Source organism: Sulfuricurvum sp. (assembly GCF_031427015.1).
Taxonomy (GTDB): domain Bacteria; phylum Campylobacterota; class Campylobacteria; order Campylobacterales; family Sulfurimonadaceae; genus Sulfuricurvum.
The window spans coordinates 106,657-122,425 of record NZ_JASJOW010000002.1; the positions used below are offsets into that span (position 1 = coordinate 106,657).

Here is a 15,769-nt window from a genome sequence, read left to right on the forward strand (position 1 = left end):
AATATGACAAATTGAAATATTAATAATTCGCATTCTGGAATAGAGATATTTTAGCGTTATTTGGTTAAAATTTAATTGATTTGTGACCCAGAGCAGGAAATTAATGTGAAAAAAATGGTGATAGCCCACTCCCCCGATGCTGATGATATCTTTATGTATTATGCCATTAAGTTCGGATGGGTCGGAAAAGAGAATGTTCAATTTGAAAATATTGCACTCGATATTGAAACGCTTAACACCGAAGCATTGAAAGGGACGTATGATATCAGTGCGATTAGTTTCGGACTTTATCCCCATATTAGAGCTGATTATGCTCTATTGCGTACGGCGGTGAGTTTCGGTCAAGGGTACGGCCCCAAACTTATACGTAAAAAAGAGACCCTTCTGAAAAAACGGTTTAAAGTGGCTCTCAGCGGGAAATATACGACGAATGCACTCCTCTTTCGAATTGCTTATCCCGATGCCAAAATTGTTTACATGAACTTTTTAGAGATTGAACAAGCCGTTTTAGACGGAGTGGTTGATGCGGGTGTTTTGATCCATGAATCTATTTTAGGGTACGACGATTCTCTGGAAGTTGAGCGTGAAATGTGGGATATTTGGTGCGAACTCAGCGGAGGAAATCTCCCTTTACCGCTCGGAGGAATGGCGATTCGACGATCTTTACCGCTCACTTCGGCGATTGAGTATGAAAATATTTTGACAAAAGCGGTACAGATTGCACGAGATCATAAGGAAAACCTCTCTAAAATGTTGATGGAGCGTAATCTTGTCCGTATTGACGGAGAGACTTTAGAAAAATATTTGGAACTTTACGCCAATGATGAGTCGATTACATTAAATGAAACGCAATACAAAGCGATTGAACTTTTGTTTGACCTTGGGCATAAGCACGGGTTCTTTGATGCTAAAATTGATCCGAGAGAGTTCATGATTCCTCTCGAATACACTGAATTGAGGTACTCGTAATATGATGCAGTCTGAACTGATCGGATTGGGTATTGAAACTTTTAAAATTGCACTGATATTGTCATTGCCCGCATTATTAGTCGGGATGTTTCTCGGGCTTGCGGTGAGTATTTTTCAAGCCACGACCCAAATCAATGAGATGACACTCAGCTTTATCCCGAAAATCATCGGGATCGTCGTTGTTATTATCCTCACCATGCCGTGGATGATGAATGAGATGCAGGACTTCACGATCCGTATGTTTAATATGATTCCGACCTTTATGCAATGAATACAAAAAGAATCGATTTTTCAAAATTCAGTTCCATCCGTATCGGTCCTGTCGTGGAAGTCGCTTTGATCGAGAATGATGTTATCCCCGAGGAACGCACAATCCTCGGTGCTGCCAATAACGTCCTCATATCCCCTACACCGCCGCCACTTATGATCCTTTCCAAAGAGTATGATTTTATCCGCCTCGAAGAAGATGGCCTCCATATCGGTGCAGCAACTCCAGGGGGGCGCGTCGTATCGTTTTGTAAAAAGAACGATATCGCCCATTTCGAGTATCTTTCCAAACTTCCCGGAACCCTTGGCGGCATGTTGAAAATGAATGCGGGACTCAAAGAGTATGAGATTTTCAACCATCTTATTGCCATCCGAACGATGAGCGGTTGGATATTAAAAGAGGATATAGAGTACGGGTATCGAAAAACATCTATTAATGAAGTGGTTTTCGAAGCGCTTTTTGAAGCTGAAAAAGGGTATTCGACAGAGCGATACGAGATGTTTAATCAAATGCGTTCCAATCAGCCGCATGAGCCGAGTGCGGGAAGCTGTTTTAAAAATCCTCAGGGTGATTATGCCGGTCGTCTTATTGAAGCGGTAGGCTTGAGGGGTCATCGGATAGGGGCAATGGCATTCAGTGAAGTCCATGCTAATTTTCTCGTCAATATGGGAGGCGGAACGTATGAGGATGCGTTAACGCTTATCAATGAGGCTCAAGTGCGCGTCAAAAGAGAATTCAATATTGATTTACAATGTGAAGTTATCCTTATTAAATAAGGATGTATGACGTAAAAATAATCATTTCTATTGACTTTAGTCGTCATTATTTGTTAGAATGACGATGAAACTAAATATAGTAAAGGATTTAAGCATACAATGACAGTAAGTTATATCCGTCCTGATAAAGATTTTGACGGTGTCTATGAACAGCTTAAATTGATTAACGGCTATGCCGATCAAAAAGAGATTACGATCCATGAAGAGATGGTGGATCAAACGTCTCAAAATAAACGGCTTAGTGAGCGTCATGAAGTGGTACGATTCTTTCGTTCTTTGGAGAGTGACACGTTGATCATTTATGACACATGGACATTGAGCAACTGCATCGAAGATGTTGTCCAAATGTTTAGCTGTCTTCTTAAAAATAACAATACAATCCATTTTGTCAAGCCGGGTGTAATAATCGACCGTAAAAGTGATACAATGGTCGTCCTAGGTCTTATCGATCAGCTCCGACAGGTGCTTCAAGACGATGCAAAAAAAGGGATAGGGCGTCCGCGCGGATCCAAATCGTCGTCAAAATTCGATATACATTTGGAACAAATAATTGAGTTATTGAAGAAAAGAAAAAGTGTCAGTGAGATCGCTCGCGTTTTGGGAGTGAGCCGTAGCTCGTTGAAAGATTATATCGAATCGCGTGAGCTCAAAGAGGTAGTAAGCGGTGTTATCGGTATCGGAAGCGATGCGGATGCGGAAGCAACGGTGATTGGGACAATTCGATGCCCAATCGATGAATCAAGTATATGATGGAGGTCGTAGAAATGAGTGAAGAAACAGTTTCCCCAAAAGGGAAAGAGTATTTGTCGGGGTGGACACCTTGGCGTATTAAACGGTATTGGTTTTATGGATTAGTAACCTTTTTTGCATTGGCGGTGCCATGGATTACGATAGAGGGAAATCATCTTTTCTTATTGAGCTTTGATAAATTGAAACTTCATTTGATGTTTATCCAATTTGATATGCAAGAGCTTTATTTGATGCCGTTCTTACTTATGATTTTATTTATCGGAATTTTCGGTATTACAGTACTTGGGGGACGCGTATTTTGCGGATGGATGTGTCCACAAACCATTTTCCGTGTTGTCTACCGTGATTTGATCGAGACAAAGCTTTTAGGGCTTCGCAAGCGTATCAAAAATAAGCAACAAGAACCCGATTACTCGAAATTTGAAAACAAAGTCAAACGTCTCGTTGCTATTTTGCTTTGGACGGGGTTGGCATTTGTAGCCGCTGCCGATTTGATGTGGTATTTTGTACCGCCGGAAGATTTCTTGGCGTATATTCAAAATCCTGCGGAGCATCCTGTATTAATCGGATCAATTTTAGGGATAGTCGCCTTTTTGGTGTACGACGTTATTTTCTTACAAGAGAATTTTTGTGTCTACGTTTGCCCGTACTCCCGTATCCAATCCGTTTTGTACGATGATGATACCGTTATGGCGGTTTATAACCCAAATCGCGGCGGAGACATTTACAATGAGCATAAAGAGAAAATGTTTACCAAACAAAATGATCTTCTAGCAGTAAATACCAATGCAGAGTGTACCACCTGTGAAAGCTGTGTGACGGTATGTCCAACCCATATCGACATCCGTAAAGGGCTTCAACTCGAGTGTATTAACTGTTTAGAGTGTGTTGACGCCTGTACGGAAGTGATGGGTAAACTCGGTAAACCGAGTCTTGTGGAGTGGTCTAGTGAGAAAGAGACTCTTTACATGAAAGGTAAAACGCACTATTTCCGTCCGAAAATTTTGGGCTATATCGCTATTTTGGTCATTGTTAGTGTAATTCTTGGCATGATGGGAAGTAAAAAAGAGTATATGCTTTTGAACATCAACAAAGAGAATCGCCTTTATTCTATCCATACGAATGATGAGGGTAAAATTCAAGTTGATAATGCTTATACGTTCTTGTTACAAAATACCCTTAACGAAGATCATGAGTATTATTTTGACATTGTTGCTCCTGCGGGAATGGAAGGTAAAATCAAAATTGACCAGCCTGAAAAACCGTTCAAAGTAAAACCGGGCGTTGTTAAGAAAAAAGTCGTTGTTCTCTATACTGATGAAATGCTAGTGAATGATGATCGTAAAGATACCGTTATCCCGATTACCATCAATGCGTATGCCGTAGATGCAAAAGATAAAGTGGCGGTCACCCGTCAATCAACCTTTACCTTCCCACGATCGGACATGCTAAAATAAATTCTAGAGGGGAGTCTTCCCCTCTTCCTCTGTCTCATTCTTCTTTTATAGTACAATACCTTCAATGAAAAAAATAGCAATTATCGGTGGCGGTGCAAGCGGATTAATGGCGGCACTCGCAGCAGCGCGTAGTGGTGCTAATGTCACCATTTATGAGCATAACTCCAGTGTGGGGAAAAAGATATTGGCCTCCGGTAACGGACGGTGCAATATTATTAATACTGCGGCATCTGCGGATGATTACGCAGGAATGGATACACCGTTCGTTACCTACGCACTCAAACAACTCTCGTTTGCCTATTTTGAAAAATTCTGCCACTCCATCGGACTCTTATTAGACATTAAAGACGACGGCAGATGTTATCCCCTCTCGAATGAAGCAAAATCGGTACTGATTGCCCTTAAAAGTGCCGTGAACGAAGCAGGAGTTAAAATCATCACCGATTCCAAAGTGACTGCGATTACCAAAAACGACTCCCATTTCAACGTCCAAACCGATCAGGACAAACAGCGTTATAACAATGTTTTAATCGCTACAGGGAGTGAAGCGGCTCCGCAGCTTGGCGCAACGGCGGATGGATACGCCTTTGCCCGCTCTTTCGGACACGAGATACTCCCCACCTACCCAAGTCTCGTTCAGCTCCATCTAAACTCCAAAAATCACCACAAAATGGCAGGGGTTAAAACGGTTGCCGAAGTGACCCTCATCATTGATGGTAAAAGTAACACAAAGGTAACAGGAGACATCCTGTTTGCTGCATACGGGATTTCGGGGTTAGCAATTCTCGACATCAGCCAGAGAACGTCTCATGCTCTGCTACACAAACAACGCGTTAGCATTTCCCTTAATCTCCTCCCTCGCTATGATAGAGGAGAGTTGGCGAGTATCATCGAAAAGGTATTTGCTTCCGTTCCTAAGCATGATATTCATACTGCACTTTGCGGTTTACTCCCTGCAAAAATCGTCACCTATCTCCTCGAAGATGCTGCTATCACACAAAACACAACGGTATCTTCTCTCACCCCTAAAGAGAGCAAAAAACTAGCCCATTTGATCGGTGAATGGAAATTTGAAGTGATCGATACCCACGGTTTCAAACACGCCGAAGTGAGCGGCGGCGGCGTAAGTACGGCTCAGGTTAATAATAAAACAATGGAATCAAAAATCGTAGAGGGTCTTTATTTTGCGGGTGAAGTACTTGATATCGTAGGTCGTCGTGGCGGTTATAATTTTAACTTTGCGTGGGCCAGCGGTATGATCGCCGGCAAGGAGATGGCGAAAAAGTAAAACTTACTTTTTCGCGTAACGTTTACGATCGGTCGGATCCAACCAACGTTTACGCATGCGGATTGAGAGAGGAGTTACTTCGAGAAGCTCATCGTCTTCGATCCACTCTAATGCACGTTCAAGGTTCATGTCACGCGGTGGAACAAGCTTGATCGCTTCATCGGCACCTGATGAACGGACGTTTGATTGTGCTTTTCCTTTAATCGGATTAACATCAAGGTCGTTAGTACGGCTATGTTCACCGATAATCATCCCTTTGTACACTTTTGTTTGTGGATTGACAAACAATACACCGCGATCTTGTAGGTTGAACAATGAGTATGCTAATGCAACTCCGTCTTCCATAGAGATCAACGCTCCGTATTGGCGGCTCTCAACAGAACCGGTATAAGGACGGAATTCCAAGAATGAGTGGTTCATAACCCCTTCACCTTTGGTATCAGTCAAGAACTGACCACGGAAACCGATCAAACCGCGCGCAGGAATTTCGAACTCTACGCGAGTAAAGCCCTCACCCATCGGTACCATCGCCGTCATTTCTGCTTTACGGCGACCAAGACGCTCGATGATCGTACCTGCGAAGTCCGCAGGAAGGTCAACGACGAGATGCTCGAACGGCTCACATTTGACCCCTTCGATTTCACGTACGATAACTTCAGGACGTCCGATACCGAACTCGAAACCTTCACGACGCATATTTTCAGCCAAAATCGTAATTTGAAGCTCACCACGTCCTGAAACCTGGAATTTACCTTCACCGATTGTTTCGTAACGCATAGCAACGTTCGTGTTCATCTCAGCATCAAGACGCTCACGGATTTTGTTTGACGTAACGTGTTTCCCCTCTTGTCCTGCAAGCGGAGAGTCATTAACCGAGAAAACAACGGTCAACGTAGGCTCTTCGATGTGCATCGGATCAAGCGGCATCGGGTTAGCAGGATCACAAATGGTATCACCAACGTCTACGGTTTCAATACCGGCAACGGCAACGATATCACCTGCTTCCGCAGTTTGGATTTCCATACGGTTAAGTCCAAGGAATCCGATCAATTTAGAGATTTTCCCTTTGACCATTTCACCGTCAGCTTTTGCAAGGAGGATGTTATCCCCTTTTGAAATACGTCCGTTAAAAATACGGGCGATACCGATTTTTCCAACGTAGTTATCATAGTCGAGGGTGAAAACTTGCAATTGGGTTGCATTTTCTGCATCACCGGTAGGCTCAGGTACTTTTTCCAAAATCGTGTCAAATAAACATTTGAAATCACCATCAGGCTCAGACATGTCCATTTTCGCGATACCGTCACGTGCTGCAGCATAAACGATCGGGAAATCAAGTTGATCTTCCGTCGCATCCATCGCTACGAAAAGGTCGAATACTTCATCTACTACACGCTCAGGATCAGCGGATGGTTTATCGATTTTGTTAATAACAACGATTGGCTTGATTCCAAGCGCAAGCATTTTCTTAACAACGAATTTCGTCTGAGGCATAACACCCTCATACGCATCAACAAGGATCAAAGCCCCGTCAACCATTTTCAATACACGCTCAACCTCACCGCCGAAGTCGGCATGGCCCGGAGTGTCGATAATGTTAATTTTATGATCGCCGTAGCGAACCGCGGTGTTTTTAGAGAGAATAGTAATTCCGCGCTCTTTTTCAAGGGCGTTAGAGTCCATTGCTCTTTCATTCACTTGTTCGTGGCTTCCATATGTTCCAGATTGCTTAAGCAACCCGTCAACTAAAGTCGTTTTACCGTGGTCAACGTGCGCGATTACGGCGATGTTACGAATTTTTTGCATTGCTGTCCTTTGATAGGGCAAAGATTTTCGCGGATTATATCGCATATAAGGTTAAGGAAATGTTAAGCACATTATTGCAAGTTACCGTTTGGTTACTTTTCTTAAGTGGAATATTTTTTGCTTTGCTTTACTACTTTAACAAAAGGGTGCGGTATGTGCCCAAATAAGGATCACTCATGATCATTCAAAGTAACGAATCTCAGGCGAAGACATCGCTGGCCGATCTATTAGGGGGGAATTCAAAAAATTCTTCCACAAAATCGAGTGACCTGTTTTCTAAACTTTTGGGTTCATTCGGGCAATCTAAAACGGATGAGAGTAAAATCGTCAAATCCAACGATTTCAAAGCGATCATCGATCCTAAAAACAGCTCGACAAAAAATTTAGAGATAAAATCTTCTTCTTTCAAGGAACTCCAGTCGCTTTTAACGGGGAGTGAAGAGAAAGAATCGGCGCTGGTCTCTAAAGAGCTACTCGGGAGTCTTTCTGAAGATCAAGTTCGTACCCTTATGAATCGGGCAAAAGATTATCTAAAAAATGAGATTACCTCTAAAAAACCTGAGTACAAGCTAGACTCCGCATCCCTTCCGAAAACATTGGGAGGGCTTGTAGAACTGGCTAAGAAAATGGGATTAGAACCCCAATCGATTAGCCTTTCAACTTTGGTAAATGATTCGGAAGAGAAAGTACCGTTTCCGAGTGAGCTCCTCTCAAAACCTCTATTGGAGACAAAAGCTCTTGCCGCGCTTCCGAGTGCATCACAAGAAGATATCTCCATGGAGACGTTGGCACAGCTTATTAATGAAATAAAAAATAAAGAGCAAAAAAGTACAAAAACAAGTGCATCGGAATCGGTAGAAAATGTTATTTCTGAAAAAGCTGAAACAGAGCCTTTGAAAACATTACTGCAAACGCTTGACAAACGCGAAAGCTCAGAAGCGGTTACGGAAACCTCTGCATCTACTCAGGAGGGTGAAGTAAAAACGGCAGCATCTGCACAACAAACGACAAAAACAGATACGTTGATCGCTTTATTGCAGGGGACAAATGAGAATAAAGAGACACAAGGGGAGAGCGGTAGCTCTTTAAAAGTTGAAGGGGAAGGGGCTAAAACCGCCCATCCGCTTAAAGCCGATTCTTTGGAAGTAAAATCGAAAGAAGCGCAGCAAAGTATGCGCCTTTTTGCAAGTGACCTTAAAGAAGCGGTACAAGAGTATAAACCCCCTTTTACACGTCTTACGATGAAGCTAAATCCTGAAAAACTCGGTGAAGTCGAAGTAACCCTCGTACAGCGCGGTAATAACGTTCATGTCAATATCCAATCAACCAATGCTAACAGTGTTGCTTTTTTAGCCCACAATGCGACGGAGCTCAAAGCACAGTTAGCCCATCAGGGGATTACCAACGCTACGATGAATTTTATGTCCGGAGGTGAAAATGGACAACAAGCACAACAGCAACATCAACAAGAGCAACAACAAAACCGTTTTCGCTCCTATGAGTCGTTTGAAGAACTCGAACTAAATGAAGAGCAGATTTCAGCTCTTGAAATCGTAATCCCGAATTACGCGTAATCCAAGGAGGATATTATGGCTATTAATGCTTACGGTGCTTACACCACAGATGCCGCTTACAGCGGAGGAACGACCACAACAACTACGGAAGACAAGAGCAGCTTAGGAAAAGATGATTTTCTAAAGCTCTTACTTTTGGAACTTAAATATCAAGATCCGACTGCTCCTATGGACAGTGAGAAGATTTTGTCTCAAACTTCACAGTTAGCGACATTAGAAGCCTCTGAAAATACCAATAAAGCACTTGAAACATTGGCAACATCGCTTAATGCATCTTTGCAATACACCGGAATTTCCGCCATCGGTAAATTAGCGGATACCGGAAGTAATGCTATCGTCAGGGAAGAGGGTGAAGATGTTGATTTCGAGCTCTATTTTCCGGATGCTGTTGCCAGTGGAAACGTTAATATTCTCGATAGTAGCGGGAATATTCTCCGCAGTATGGCGATCGGTGCTACCGATGCGGGAATCGCAGCGTATAACTGGGATGGGACTAATAATAACGGTGTTGAATTGGATGCCGGAGTTTATTATGTTGAAGCATCTTACACTAAAACGGATGGGACAAAGGCTACTTCACGTGTCGGAGTCTATCCGATCGAAGCGATTAAGTTTGACAGCGGGATAACCTACGCCAAACTCGGCTCCAATTATGTTGACTTTAGTACCATCTCCGAAGTGACCAACAACTAAGGAAAGTATTGTGAATCAAGCCTATTATTCTGGAATATCGGGTGTTATGACCCATCAGTACGGATTAGACGTTGTCTCCGATAATATTGCCAATGTAAATACCGTAGGGTTCAAAGGCTCAACGGCTGAGTTCACCGATCTTTTTACAAACCTTTTAGTAAGTGCGGGATCTACCCCGACCACGAACGATATCGGTATGGGCTCACGTTTGCAGTCTACGACAACTCAAATGCAAAACGGAACACTTCTCGCGAGTGATCGTTTTAATGATCTTGCAATCGGCGGAAACGGCTGGTTTGGTGTAGTATCGGGCAATGACACTTATTATACCCGAGCCGGAAATTTTGTATTTGATGAGTACCAAAAAGTAGCAGGGGATGCAAACTCTTCGGTTGCACGGCTTACGACGGCTGATGGTAAATACGTTACGGGGACAATGCTAAGCAATTTTGCTTATAACGGATCGTTTGATTACGGTGATTTTGATTTAAACGGCGTTACGGGTGCTTATGTGGTCAGCGATCCGACCGATGAGGTGGCTATGGGAACCGTCGGTTCGCAGGGAATTTTAGAGTTTCCTACCCGTATCGCCTATCCCGTTGAGCCGACAACCAAGGCGCAGTTTTTCGGTAATCTCGGCACAGATAATGAAAAGCGTACCATCAGTGCCGACGTCGTCAGTGCCAATAATGAGCGAAATCGCTTAAGCCTCTCTTTTACCCTAAGTGCCGTCCAACCCAGCGGAAGTGTCGCATGGGATGTGGTTGCCACCGTCACTTCTAACGATGGAAGTGTTGTTTACGACACAAAAAGCGGCCAAGCTATATTTGATGGAAGTGGGGGGTTGAGCAGTTTTGATATTGCTTCGATGGATAACGACGGTACTGCGGTTGAGATTGATTTGGGTAGCGGCTTTGACGGGGTTATCTCTATCGACGGTGCTGCGATCACGGGAACATCACGATCGAACGGTGTTTCAGGCGGGACGTTAACCAAATATGGGATCAACTCCAACGGTATTATTGTCGCCGATTTCTCGAACGGTCGACAAAGCGCTATCGGTCGCGTAGCGGTATACCATTTTCAAAATGATCAAGGGTTAAACCGTGCGGGAGATACTCTTTTTCAGGAAAGTACCGATAGCGGAAATCCGATTTTTTGGACGGATGAAAACGGTGAAGCGGTTGCAGGGGCGTTAGTGTACAGCGGAAAACTCGAAAATTCCAATGTGCGATTGGACGTAGGACTTACCGATATGATAATCATGCAGCGTGCGTATCAGGCCAGCGCGAAGAGTATCACTACCGGAGATGAGTTAATCCAAAAAGCGTTGCAAATGCATCGCTAATTGGAATAATTTTTGCTTTTAAATTTTACTTTGTCATAAAAAGGACATATTATGTTACGATCACTCTTCGCAGGTGTTACCGGTTTGCAATCGCATCAGGTTGCAATGGACGTTGAATCCAACAATATTGCTAACGTAAATACGATCGGGTATAAGTATTCGCGTGCAAACTTTTCTGACTTGTTAGCCCAAACCAATCAAATAGCGACTGCTCCACAGGGACAAATCGGGGGGAAAAATGCCGTACAGATCGGATTGGGGACAACCGTCAGCTCGGTTACCCGTATCCACTCTCAAGGCTCTATCCAAAATACCGATAAAAATACCGACGTCGCTATCCAAGGTGACGGTTTCTTTATCGTCAGTTCCGATGGGGGTAATACCTATAAGTATAGCCGTTCGGGAGACTTTAAATTTGATGCTGCCGGAAACTTTGTCGATAACAACGGATTTATCGTACAAGGATGGGTACGCGATGAAACAACGGGGCTGGTTGATGCTACCGCACCGATAGCCAACATCCAAATCCCACCGGGATTGACCACTCCTGCGCAAGCGACTTCTGAAGTGGTGGTTAAAGCAAACCTCAGTTCAGGGGATAGTGTCGAGCAGTTTAAACCGATTTATAACCTTGATACTAATAGTCTTAATACAACCGGTGTCGATGGTATAGCCAACACCTCGGATGATGATCGTCCTGAGTTTTTTAATGTCTTATTTGATGCTAGTGGAAATGCGTTGAATCTCCAAGCGGGTCAGGGGATGTGGACGAGCTATCAGCCCGCAACCTTCAGCGATACGATCGTCGCACCTGCTGCCGGTGCTTTAGCATTCGACGTGAACGGCGTTTCCATGTCACTGGTATTTGCCGGGACAGAAACGGCAGCTCAAGCAACCAGCATGATTGCCGCTAAGATCAATGCTAATACGGCTACAACGGGAGTTAGTGCCGCTCCAGATCCCTCAAATCCGGCAATTTTAATTTTGACCAATGATAATACGCGGGGGACAACCGCTGCCAGTAAAAATATTAACTTGGTTGTAACTACTGCAAATGCCGGACTTGCTAGTGGAAGCGATATCACCGCATTTCAATACACCTTTGTTAGTGCAGGAGCCACCCCTATAGCGGAAACCACTGCAACCGGCGCTATACGTCAATTCACAACAACGGAAGATTTACGGGCTCAAATGCAGCATGATGCCCGTCTTATCGGAGATGATCACGGAGATAATGATAACGTCTTAACAGAATGTGCTATTACTGTCGAAATCAATGATAAAGGGCAATTTGAGATCAAAAATCCGGGAAGTGCCGGAGTGGATGAATACGATCTACGTCTCGCCGTTACCGGATTAACCTCCGCTGGGGTCACTGAAAACACCCGATTTACCCAAAACTTTCAAACCTTATCAGGAACTTTGACTACCGGTTCAAGTATCTCACGATTAAGTCAATCATTTAATGCCGCTACTCACTCGGCAAGTATCGATGTCTTTGACTCTCTGGGTACCAAACACACCCTTCGACTCGATTTCCGTAAAACGGCACTCAACTCCAGTGGAGGTACCGAGTGGATTTATGAAATCAGCGTCCCCTCACCCGGAGACATCGGCGGAACGATCAATAAAAATGAGCTTACCAATTTAGATGCCGGACGTATTAGTTTTACAAACACAGGGGCACTTGCCCTTGCGACGATTCCAAGTCTTACTTATACGGCGAATAATGGTTCGGCACCTAACCAAACCATTGATTTGAACTTTGGTACGATTAACTCATTTGACGGGATGACAAGTTTTGATAATCCATCAGGAACCAGCGGAATCAGCCAAGACGGTTTCCCTGGAGGGGATCTCGTCGGTATCCGAATTGACCAAAGCGGTACGTTAGTAGGTTCTTTTTCCAATGGACGTTCATTCGGACTTGCTCAAATCGGGATGGCAAAATTCTCGAATAATGAGGGGTTAGTGAGCGATGGCGGAAACGTTTATCTACAATCTGCCAACTCGGGTGATCCGATCATCGGTACGGCAGCAACGGCAGGACGCGGATTCATGCAATCCTCGGCACTTGAAGCATCAAATGTCGACTTGTCAAAATCCCTGACGCAGCTTATTATTATTCAACGGGGATATCAAGCGAACGGTAAAACGATTACCACTTCGGATACGTTGTTGGAAACTCTTATCGGATTGAAACGTTAATTTAGGCAAAATTTTTAAAGGAGAACTCCGGCGAGAAGGATGAACGCCGGAACTTTGAAACTTAAGGAGTGAGTGATGAATGAGAAAACGTTACCCACGACTTGCTGCTGTCGTTTGGGATAAAAGAATTATGAATCAAATTAGTAAACGAACAGTAATAACGTTATACTTTCACTTATGAGATGGCGCACCGTAAAAAAAACACCTAAAAAACAACCTTCCCATACGCTCAAAAGAGTGTATGCCCCTTTTTGGCCTCGTGCAGCGGGGTTCGTCACCGATATTTTTATGATCGGATTGCCGATATCTCTACTAACACTCTTGATTTTCGGTTATGATCAAATGAATAGCGCAAGCGGTTTGGATGTGTTAGCTCATGATCCCAAAGCGCAAACCAATCCTCCCAACCCTATTGCTTCAATCATTCAAATCGGATTGTTTTTCTTCACGTATGTGTGGTTATGGCACCGTAACGGACAGACTCCGGGGAAAAAGCTCACCCGTATTCGTGTTGTCGATGCCGTAACGATGAAGCCGGCTTCGTATGGGAAACTAACACTTCGTTTTATCGGTTATTTTCTCTCTTTTATCAGTGTAATAGGGTTTTTTATCGGATTATTTCGTAAAGATAACCGTTCCTTGCATGATCTTATCAGCGGTACTGCCGTTATTCGCGAAGCCTAACGTGGCTGCTTTAATCGCCTTTTTTTATTTTTTCTATTTTGCCCTTATCGGGGTACACATTATTTTTATCCCGAAAATTCTCTCTGAGATAGGGTATGATCCGATTCAAATCGGAATTATTTTTGCCTCCGCCCCCCTTGTTCGGTTTGCTGTACCGTTTTTATTCCTAAAGGGATTTCAACTAAGCCAAAAAACATTTTTTACTTCATTAGCCCTGATGGGGGCGAGTGCATGCGGATTTTATCTTGCGTTGGAATTCTTTTGGCCGCTGCTTATGGTCAATATTTTTTTCGGTATCGGTATCGCCCTAATCCTCCCCTATATTGAAGTGATTTCCCTTGAACAGATTGGACGGGAGAAATACGGGCGAATTCGTCTTTTCGGTTCACTCGGTTTTATCGCGGTTTCACTGCTATTGGTTCGGTATCTTACATCCCCGTATATCGGAATCGGATTTTTGATTGCCATGGCTCTGCTAACTCTTATCTTTGGGGTATTGATCGGTGTGAAGCATAACAAAGCTTCTTCCGGTGAATGCGGAGAGGATGAGAAACTTTGTTTTTTTTCAATACAAGATCATGTCCCTTTGTGGATCGGCTTTTTTCTTATGCAAGTGAGTTTCGGCCCTTTTTATAATTTTTTTACGATTTATACGACCGATCACGGGATCTCTTTGGATACGACGGTATGGCTGTGGAGTTTCGGGGTTATTGCTGAGATTTTGATGTTCTATTTTCAAGGGCCGTTATTGCGGGGAAATTTGTCGCGTCTTCTTCAATTTACAGCATATATCACTGCCTTTCGTTGGCTAATCGTCGCTTTGTTTCCGGACTCTACGCTACTTTTATTCGCCTCACAAAGTATTCATGCGTTCAGTTTCGCCCTGTTTCATACCGCCGCGATTGCAACGCTTTTTGAACTCTACAGCGCACGTCGTCTTTCTCAGCAGTTCTTCTTCGGTATTTCATACGGTTTGGGAGGATTTGTCGGAGCTATAGGAGCCGGAGTCCTTTATCAATATACACCGGAGTTTTTATTTATCGGAGGTGCATTTGCAGCATTGGGTGCTGCAGTTGCGTTTAAAAAAAATAGTCGAAGTTAGAGATCTTCTTTTTTAAGATGTAAGTCCATCTGCGGGAAAGGGACGGTGATTTTATGTTTATCAAACTCTAATTTGATCGATTCGGTGATTTCGAACATCACGTCCCAATAATCATCTACCGCAACCCAGGGACGAACGATAAGTTGTACGCCATCACGTTCTAACGCACCTACGGCAACGACTGCTTCAGGCTCTTTAAGCACCTTTTCATGCGATTGAAGAACCTTCATCACCACCTCTTTTGCTATCTTCAAATCATCTTTATAATCAATTTGAAATGTCATATCGATACGACGCGTAAGATTTCCGGTGTAATTAATGATATTTCCGGCTATCAGTGCACCATTGGGGATAATAATAGAGCGATTATCGGTTGTCGTAAGGGTTGTTGAAAATAGGTTAATGGATTTAACATTTCCCATAACCCCTGAGGCTTCAATAAAATCACCCACTTTAAAAGGTCGGAAGAAGATAATTAAAACGGCAGCGCCGACGTTAGCAAGGGTGTCTTTGAGTGCCAGCCCGATAGCGAGTCCCGCTGCTCCGAATACGGCAACAAAGGAGGTGGTCTCAACCCCTATATTACTGATAGCGGTTACGATAATGATAATAATTAATGCAACGTAAAGGGCATTGCTCGCAAAAGAGATTAGCGTCGGATCGACACGGGTTCTCTCCATCCCTTTACGCATAAGGGCTACTATTTTACGCGCTATCCATTTGCCGATAAAGAAAATGAGGAGCGCCCCAAGAATTTTGAGTCCGTATTCGGTCGCATACCCCATTGCCAAATCAGTGTAGTAGGTCATTTTGTCTTCATAATGTTCGATTTTTTGTAACATACTT

Annotated in this window: 14 protein-coding genes; 12 read left to right on the top strand and 2 right to left on the bottom strand. The window is 43.6% G+C overall.

Translation table 11 applies throughout. The features are described from left to right. The first annotated feature begins 114 nt into the window (after positions 1 to 114). The 6 genes from RMO68_RS02860 to RMO68_RS02885 all read left to right on the top strand — a co-directional run bounded on the left by RMO68_RS02860 (position 115) and on the right by RMO68_RS02885 (position 5,508). A complete protein-coding gene (locus RMO68_RS02860) occupies positions 115 to 969 on the top strand; it encodes a menaquinone biosynthesis family protein (RefSeq protein ID WP_409574821.1) in 855 nt (284 codons plus the stop codon). Between the two features lie 4 nt (positions 970 to 973). Next, positions 974 to 1,240 carry a flagellar biosynthesis protein FliQ gene (gene fliQ, locus RMO68_RS02865; protein WP_310439661.1) on the top strand — a complete coding sequence of 89 codons (267 nt, stop codon included), beginning with the start codon at positions 974 to 976 and terminating at the stop codon, positions 1,238 to 1,240. After that, positions 1,237 to 2,013, top strand: a complete 777-nt coding sequence (locus tag RMO68_RS02870; protein WP_310439213.1) for a UDP-N-acetylmuramate dehydrogenase — start codon at positions 1,237 to 1,239, stop codon at positions 2,011 to 2,013. Before fliQ ends, RMO68_RS02870 begins: the two co-directional genes overlap by 4 nt. A gap of 99 nt (positions 2,014 to 2,112) precedes the next feature. Next, a complete protein-coding gene (locus RMO68_RS02875; RefSeq protein ID WP_310439214.1) occupies positions 2,113 to 2,763 on the top strand; it encodes a recombinase family protein in 651 nt (216 codons plus the stop codon). 14 nt (positions 2,764 to 2,777) lie between these two features. Further along, positions 2,778 to 4,220 (top strand): cytochrome c oxidase accessory protein CcoG, encoded by a 1,443-nt coding sequence (ccoG, locus tag RMO68_RS02880; RefSeq protein WP_310439215.1) that lies wholly within the window; start codon positions 2,778 to 2,780, stop codon positions 4,218 to 4,220. Positions 4,221 to 4,275: 55 nt separating this feature from the next. Beyond that, entirely contained in the window at positions 4,276 to 5,508 is a 1,233-nt protein-coding gene (locus tag RMO68_RS02885) for an NAD(P)/FAD-dependent oxidoreductase (protein WP_310439662.1), read from the top strand. A gap of 3 nt (positions 5,509 to 5,511) precedes the next feature. On the opposite strand, the gene typA is transcribed toward RMO68_RS02885, so the two are convergent. Further along, positions 5,512 to 7,314, bottom strand: coding sequence for a translational GTPase TypA (typA, locus tag RMO68_RS02890; RefSeq protein WP_310439216.1), 1,803 nt, complete (start codon positions 7,312 to 7,314; stop codon positions 5,512 to 5,514). A gap of 176 nt (positions 7,315 to 7,490) precedes the next feature. On the opposite strand from typA, the gene RMO68_RS02895 reads away from it, so the two are divergent. From RMO68_RS02895 to RMO68_RS02920, 6 genes are all read left to right on the top strand, one after another. After that, on the top strand, positions 7,491 to 8,888 hold the full coding sequence (locus RMO68_RS02895) for a flagellar hook-length control protein FliK (protein WP_310439217.1): 1,398 nt from the start codon (positions 7,491 to 7,493) through the stop codon (positions 8,886 to 8,888). 15 nt (positions 8,889 to 8,903) lie between these two features. Next, positions 8,904 to 9,581, top strand: coding sequence for a flagellar hook capping FlgD N-terminal domain-containing protein (locus tag RMO68_RS02900; protein WP_310439218.1), 678 nt, complete (start codon positions 8,904 to 8,906; stop codon positions 9,579 to 9,581). Between the two features lie 10 nt (positions 9,582 to 9,591). Continuing rightward, positions 9,592 to 10,929: a flagellar hook-basal body complex protein gene (locus RMO68_RS02905; protein WP_310439219.1), complete on the top strand. Its 1,338-nt coding sequence runs from the start codon at positions 9,592 to 9,594 to the stop codon at positions 10,927 to 10,929. A gap of 51 nt (positions 10,930 to 10,980) precedes the next feature. Next, positions 10,981 to 13,137 (top strand): flagellar hook protein FlgE, encoded by a 2,157-nt coding sequence (gene flgE / locus RMO68_RS02910; protein ID WP_310439220.1) that lies wholly within the window; start codon positions 10,981 to 10,983, stop codon positions 13,135 to 13,137. 177 nt (positions 13,138 to 13,314) lie between these two features. Then, a complete protein-coding gene (locus RMO68_RS02915) occupies positions 13,315 to 13,821 on the top strand; it encodes an RDD family protein (RefSeq protein ID WP_310439222.1) in 507 nt (168 codons plus the stop codon). Then, positions 13,781 to 14,923, top strand: a complete 1,143-nt coding sequence (locus RMO68_RS02920; protein WP_310439223.1) for an MFS transporter — start codon at positions 13,781 to 13,783, stop codon at positions 14,921 to 14,923. Before RMO68_RS02915 ends, RMO68_RS02920 begins: the two co-directional genes overlap by 41 nt. Here RMO68_RS02920 and RMO68_RS02925 read toward each other — a convergent pair. Further along, a complete protein-coding gene (locus RMO68_RS02925) occupies positions 14,920 to 15,765 on the bottom strand; it encodes a mechanosensitive ion channel family protein (protein WP_310439224.1) in 846 nt (281 codons plus the stop codon). The two genes, RMO68_RS02920 and RMO68_RS02925, sit on opposite strands and share 4 nt — an antisense overlap. Between the last annotated feature and the right edge of the window lie 4 nt (positions 15,766 to 15,769).

Coding starts and splice junctions, on each gene's coding strand:
- ccoG (WP_310439215.1), top strand. CDS start 2,778: ATGAGTGAAGAAACAGTTTCCCCAAAAGGGAAAGAGTATTTGTCGGGG.
- RMO68_RS02895 (WP_310439217.1), top strand. CDS start 7,491: ATGATCATTCAAAGTAACGAATCTCAGGCGAAGACATCGCTGGCCGAT.
- flgE (WP_310439220.1), top strand. CDS start 10,981: ATGTTACGATCACTCTTCGCAGGTGTTACCGGTTTGCAATCGCATCAG.
- RMO68_RS02870 (WP_310439213.1), top strand. CDS start 1,237: ATGAATACAAAAAGAATCGATTTTTCAAAATTCAGTTCCATCCGTATC.
- RMO68_RS02860 (WP_409574821.1), top strand. CDS start 115: ATGGTGATAGCCCACTCCCCCGATGCTGATGATATCTTTATGTATTAT.
- RMO68_RS02925 (WP_310439224.1), bottom strand. CDS start 15,765: ATGTTACAAAAAATCGAACATTATGAAGACAAAATGACCTACTACACT.
- RMO68_RS02875 (WP_310439214.1), top strand. CDS start 2,113: ATGACAGTAAGTTATATCCGTCCTGATAAAGATTTTGACGGTGTCTAT.
- RMO68_RS02915 (WP_310439222.1), top strand. CDS start 13,315: ATGAGATGGCGCACCGTAAAAAAAACACCTAAAAAACAACCTTCCCAT.
- RMO68_RS02900 (WP_310439218.1), top strand. CDS start 8,904: ATGGCTATTAATGCTTACGGTGCTTACACCACAGATGCCGCTTACAGC.
- fliQ (WP_310439661.1), top strand. CDS start 974: ATGCAGTCTGAACTGATCGGATTGGGTATTGAAACTTTTAAAATTGCA.
- RMO68_RS02920 (WP_310439223.1), top strand. CDS start 13,781: ATGATCTTATCAGCGGTACTGCCGTTATTCGCGAAGCCTAACGTGGCT.
- typA (WP_310439216.1), bottom strand. CDS start 7,314: ATGCAAAAAATTCGTAACATCGCCGTAATCGCGCACGTTGACCACGGT.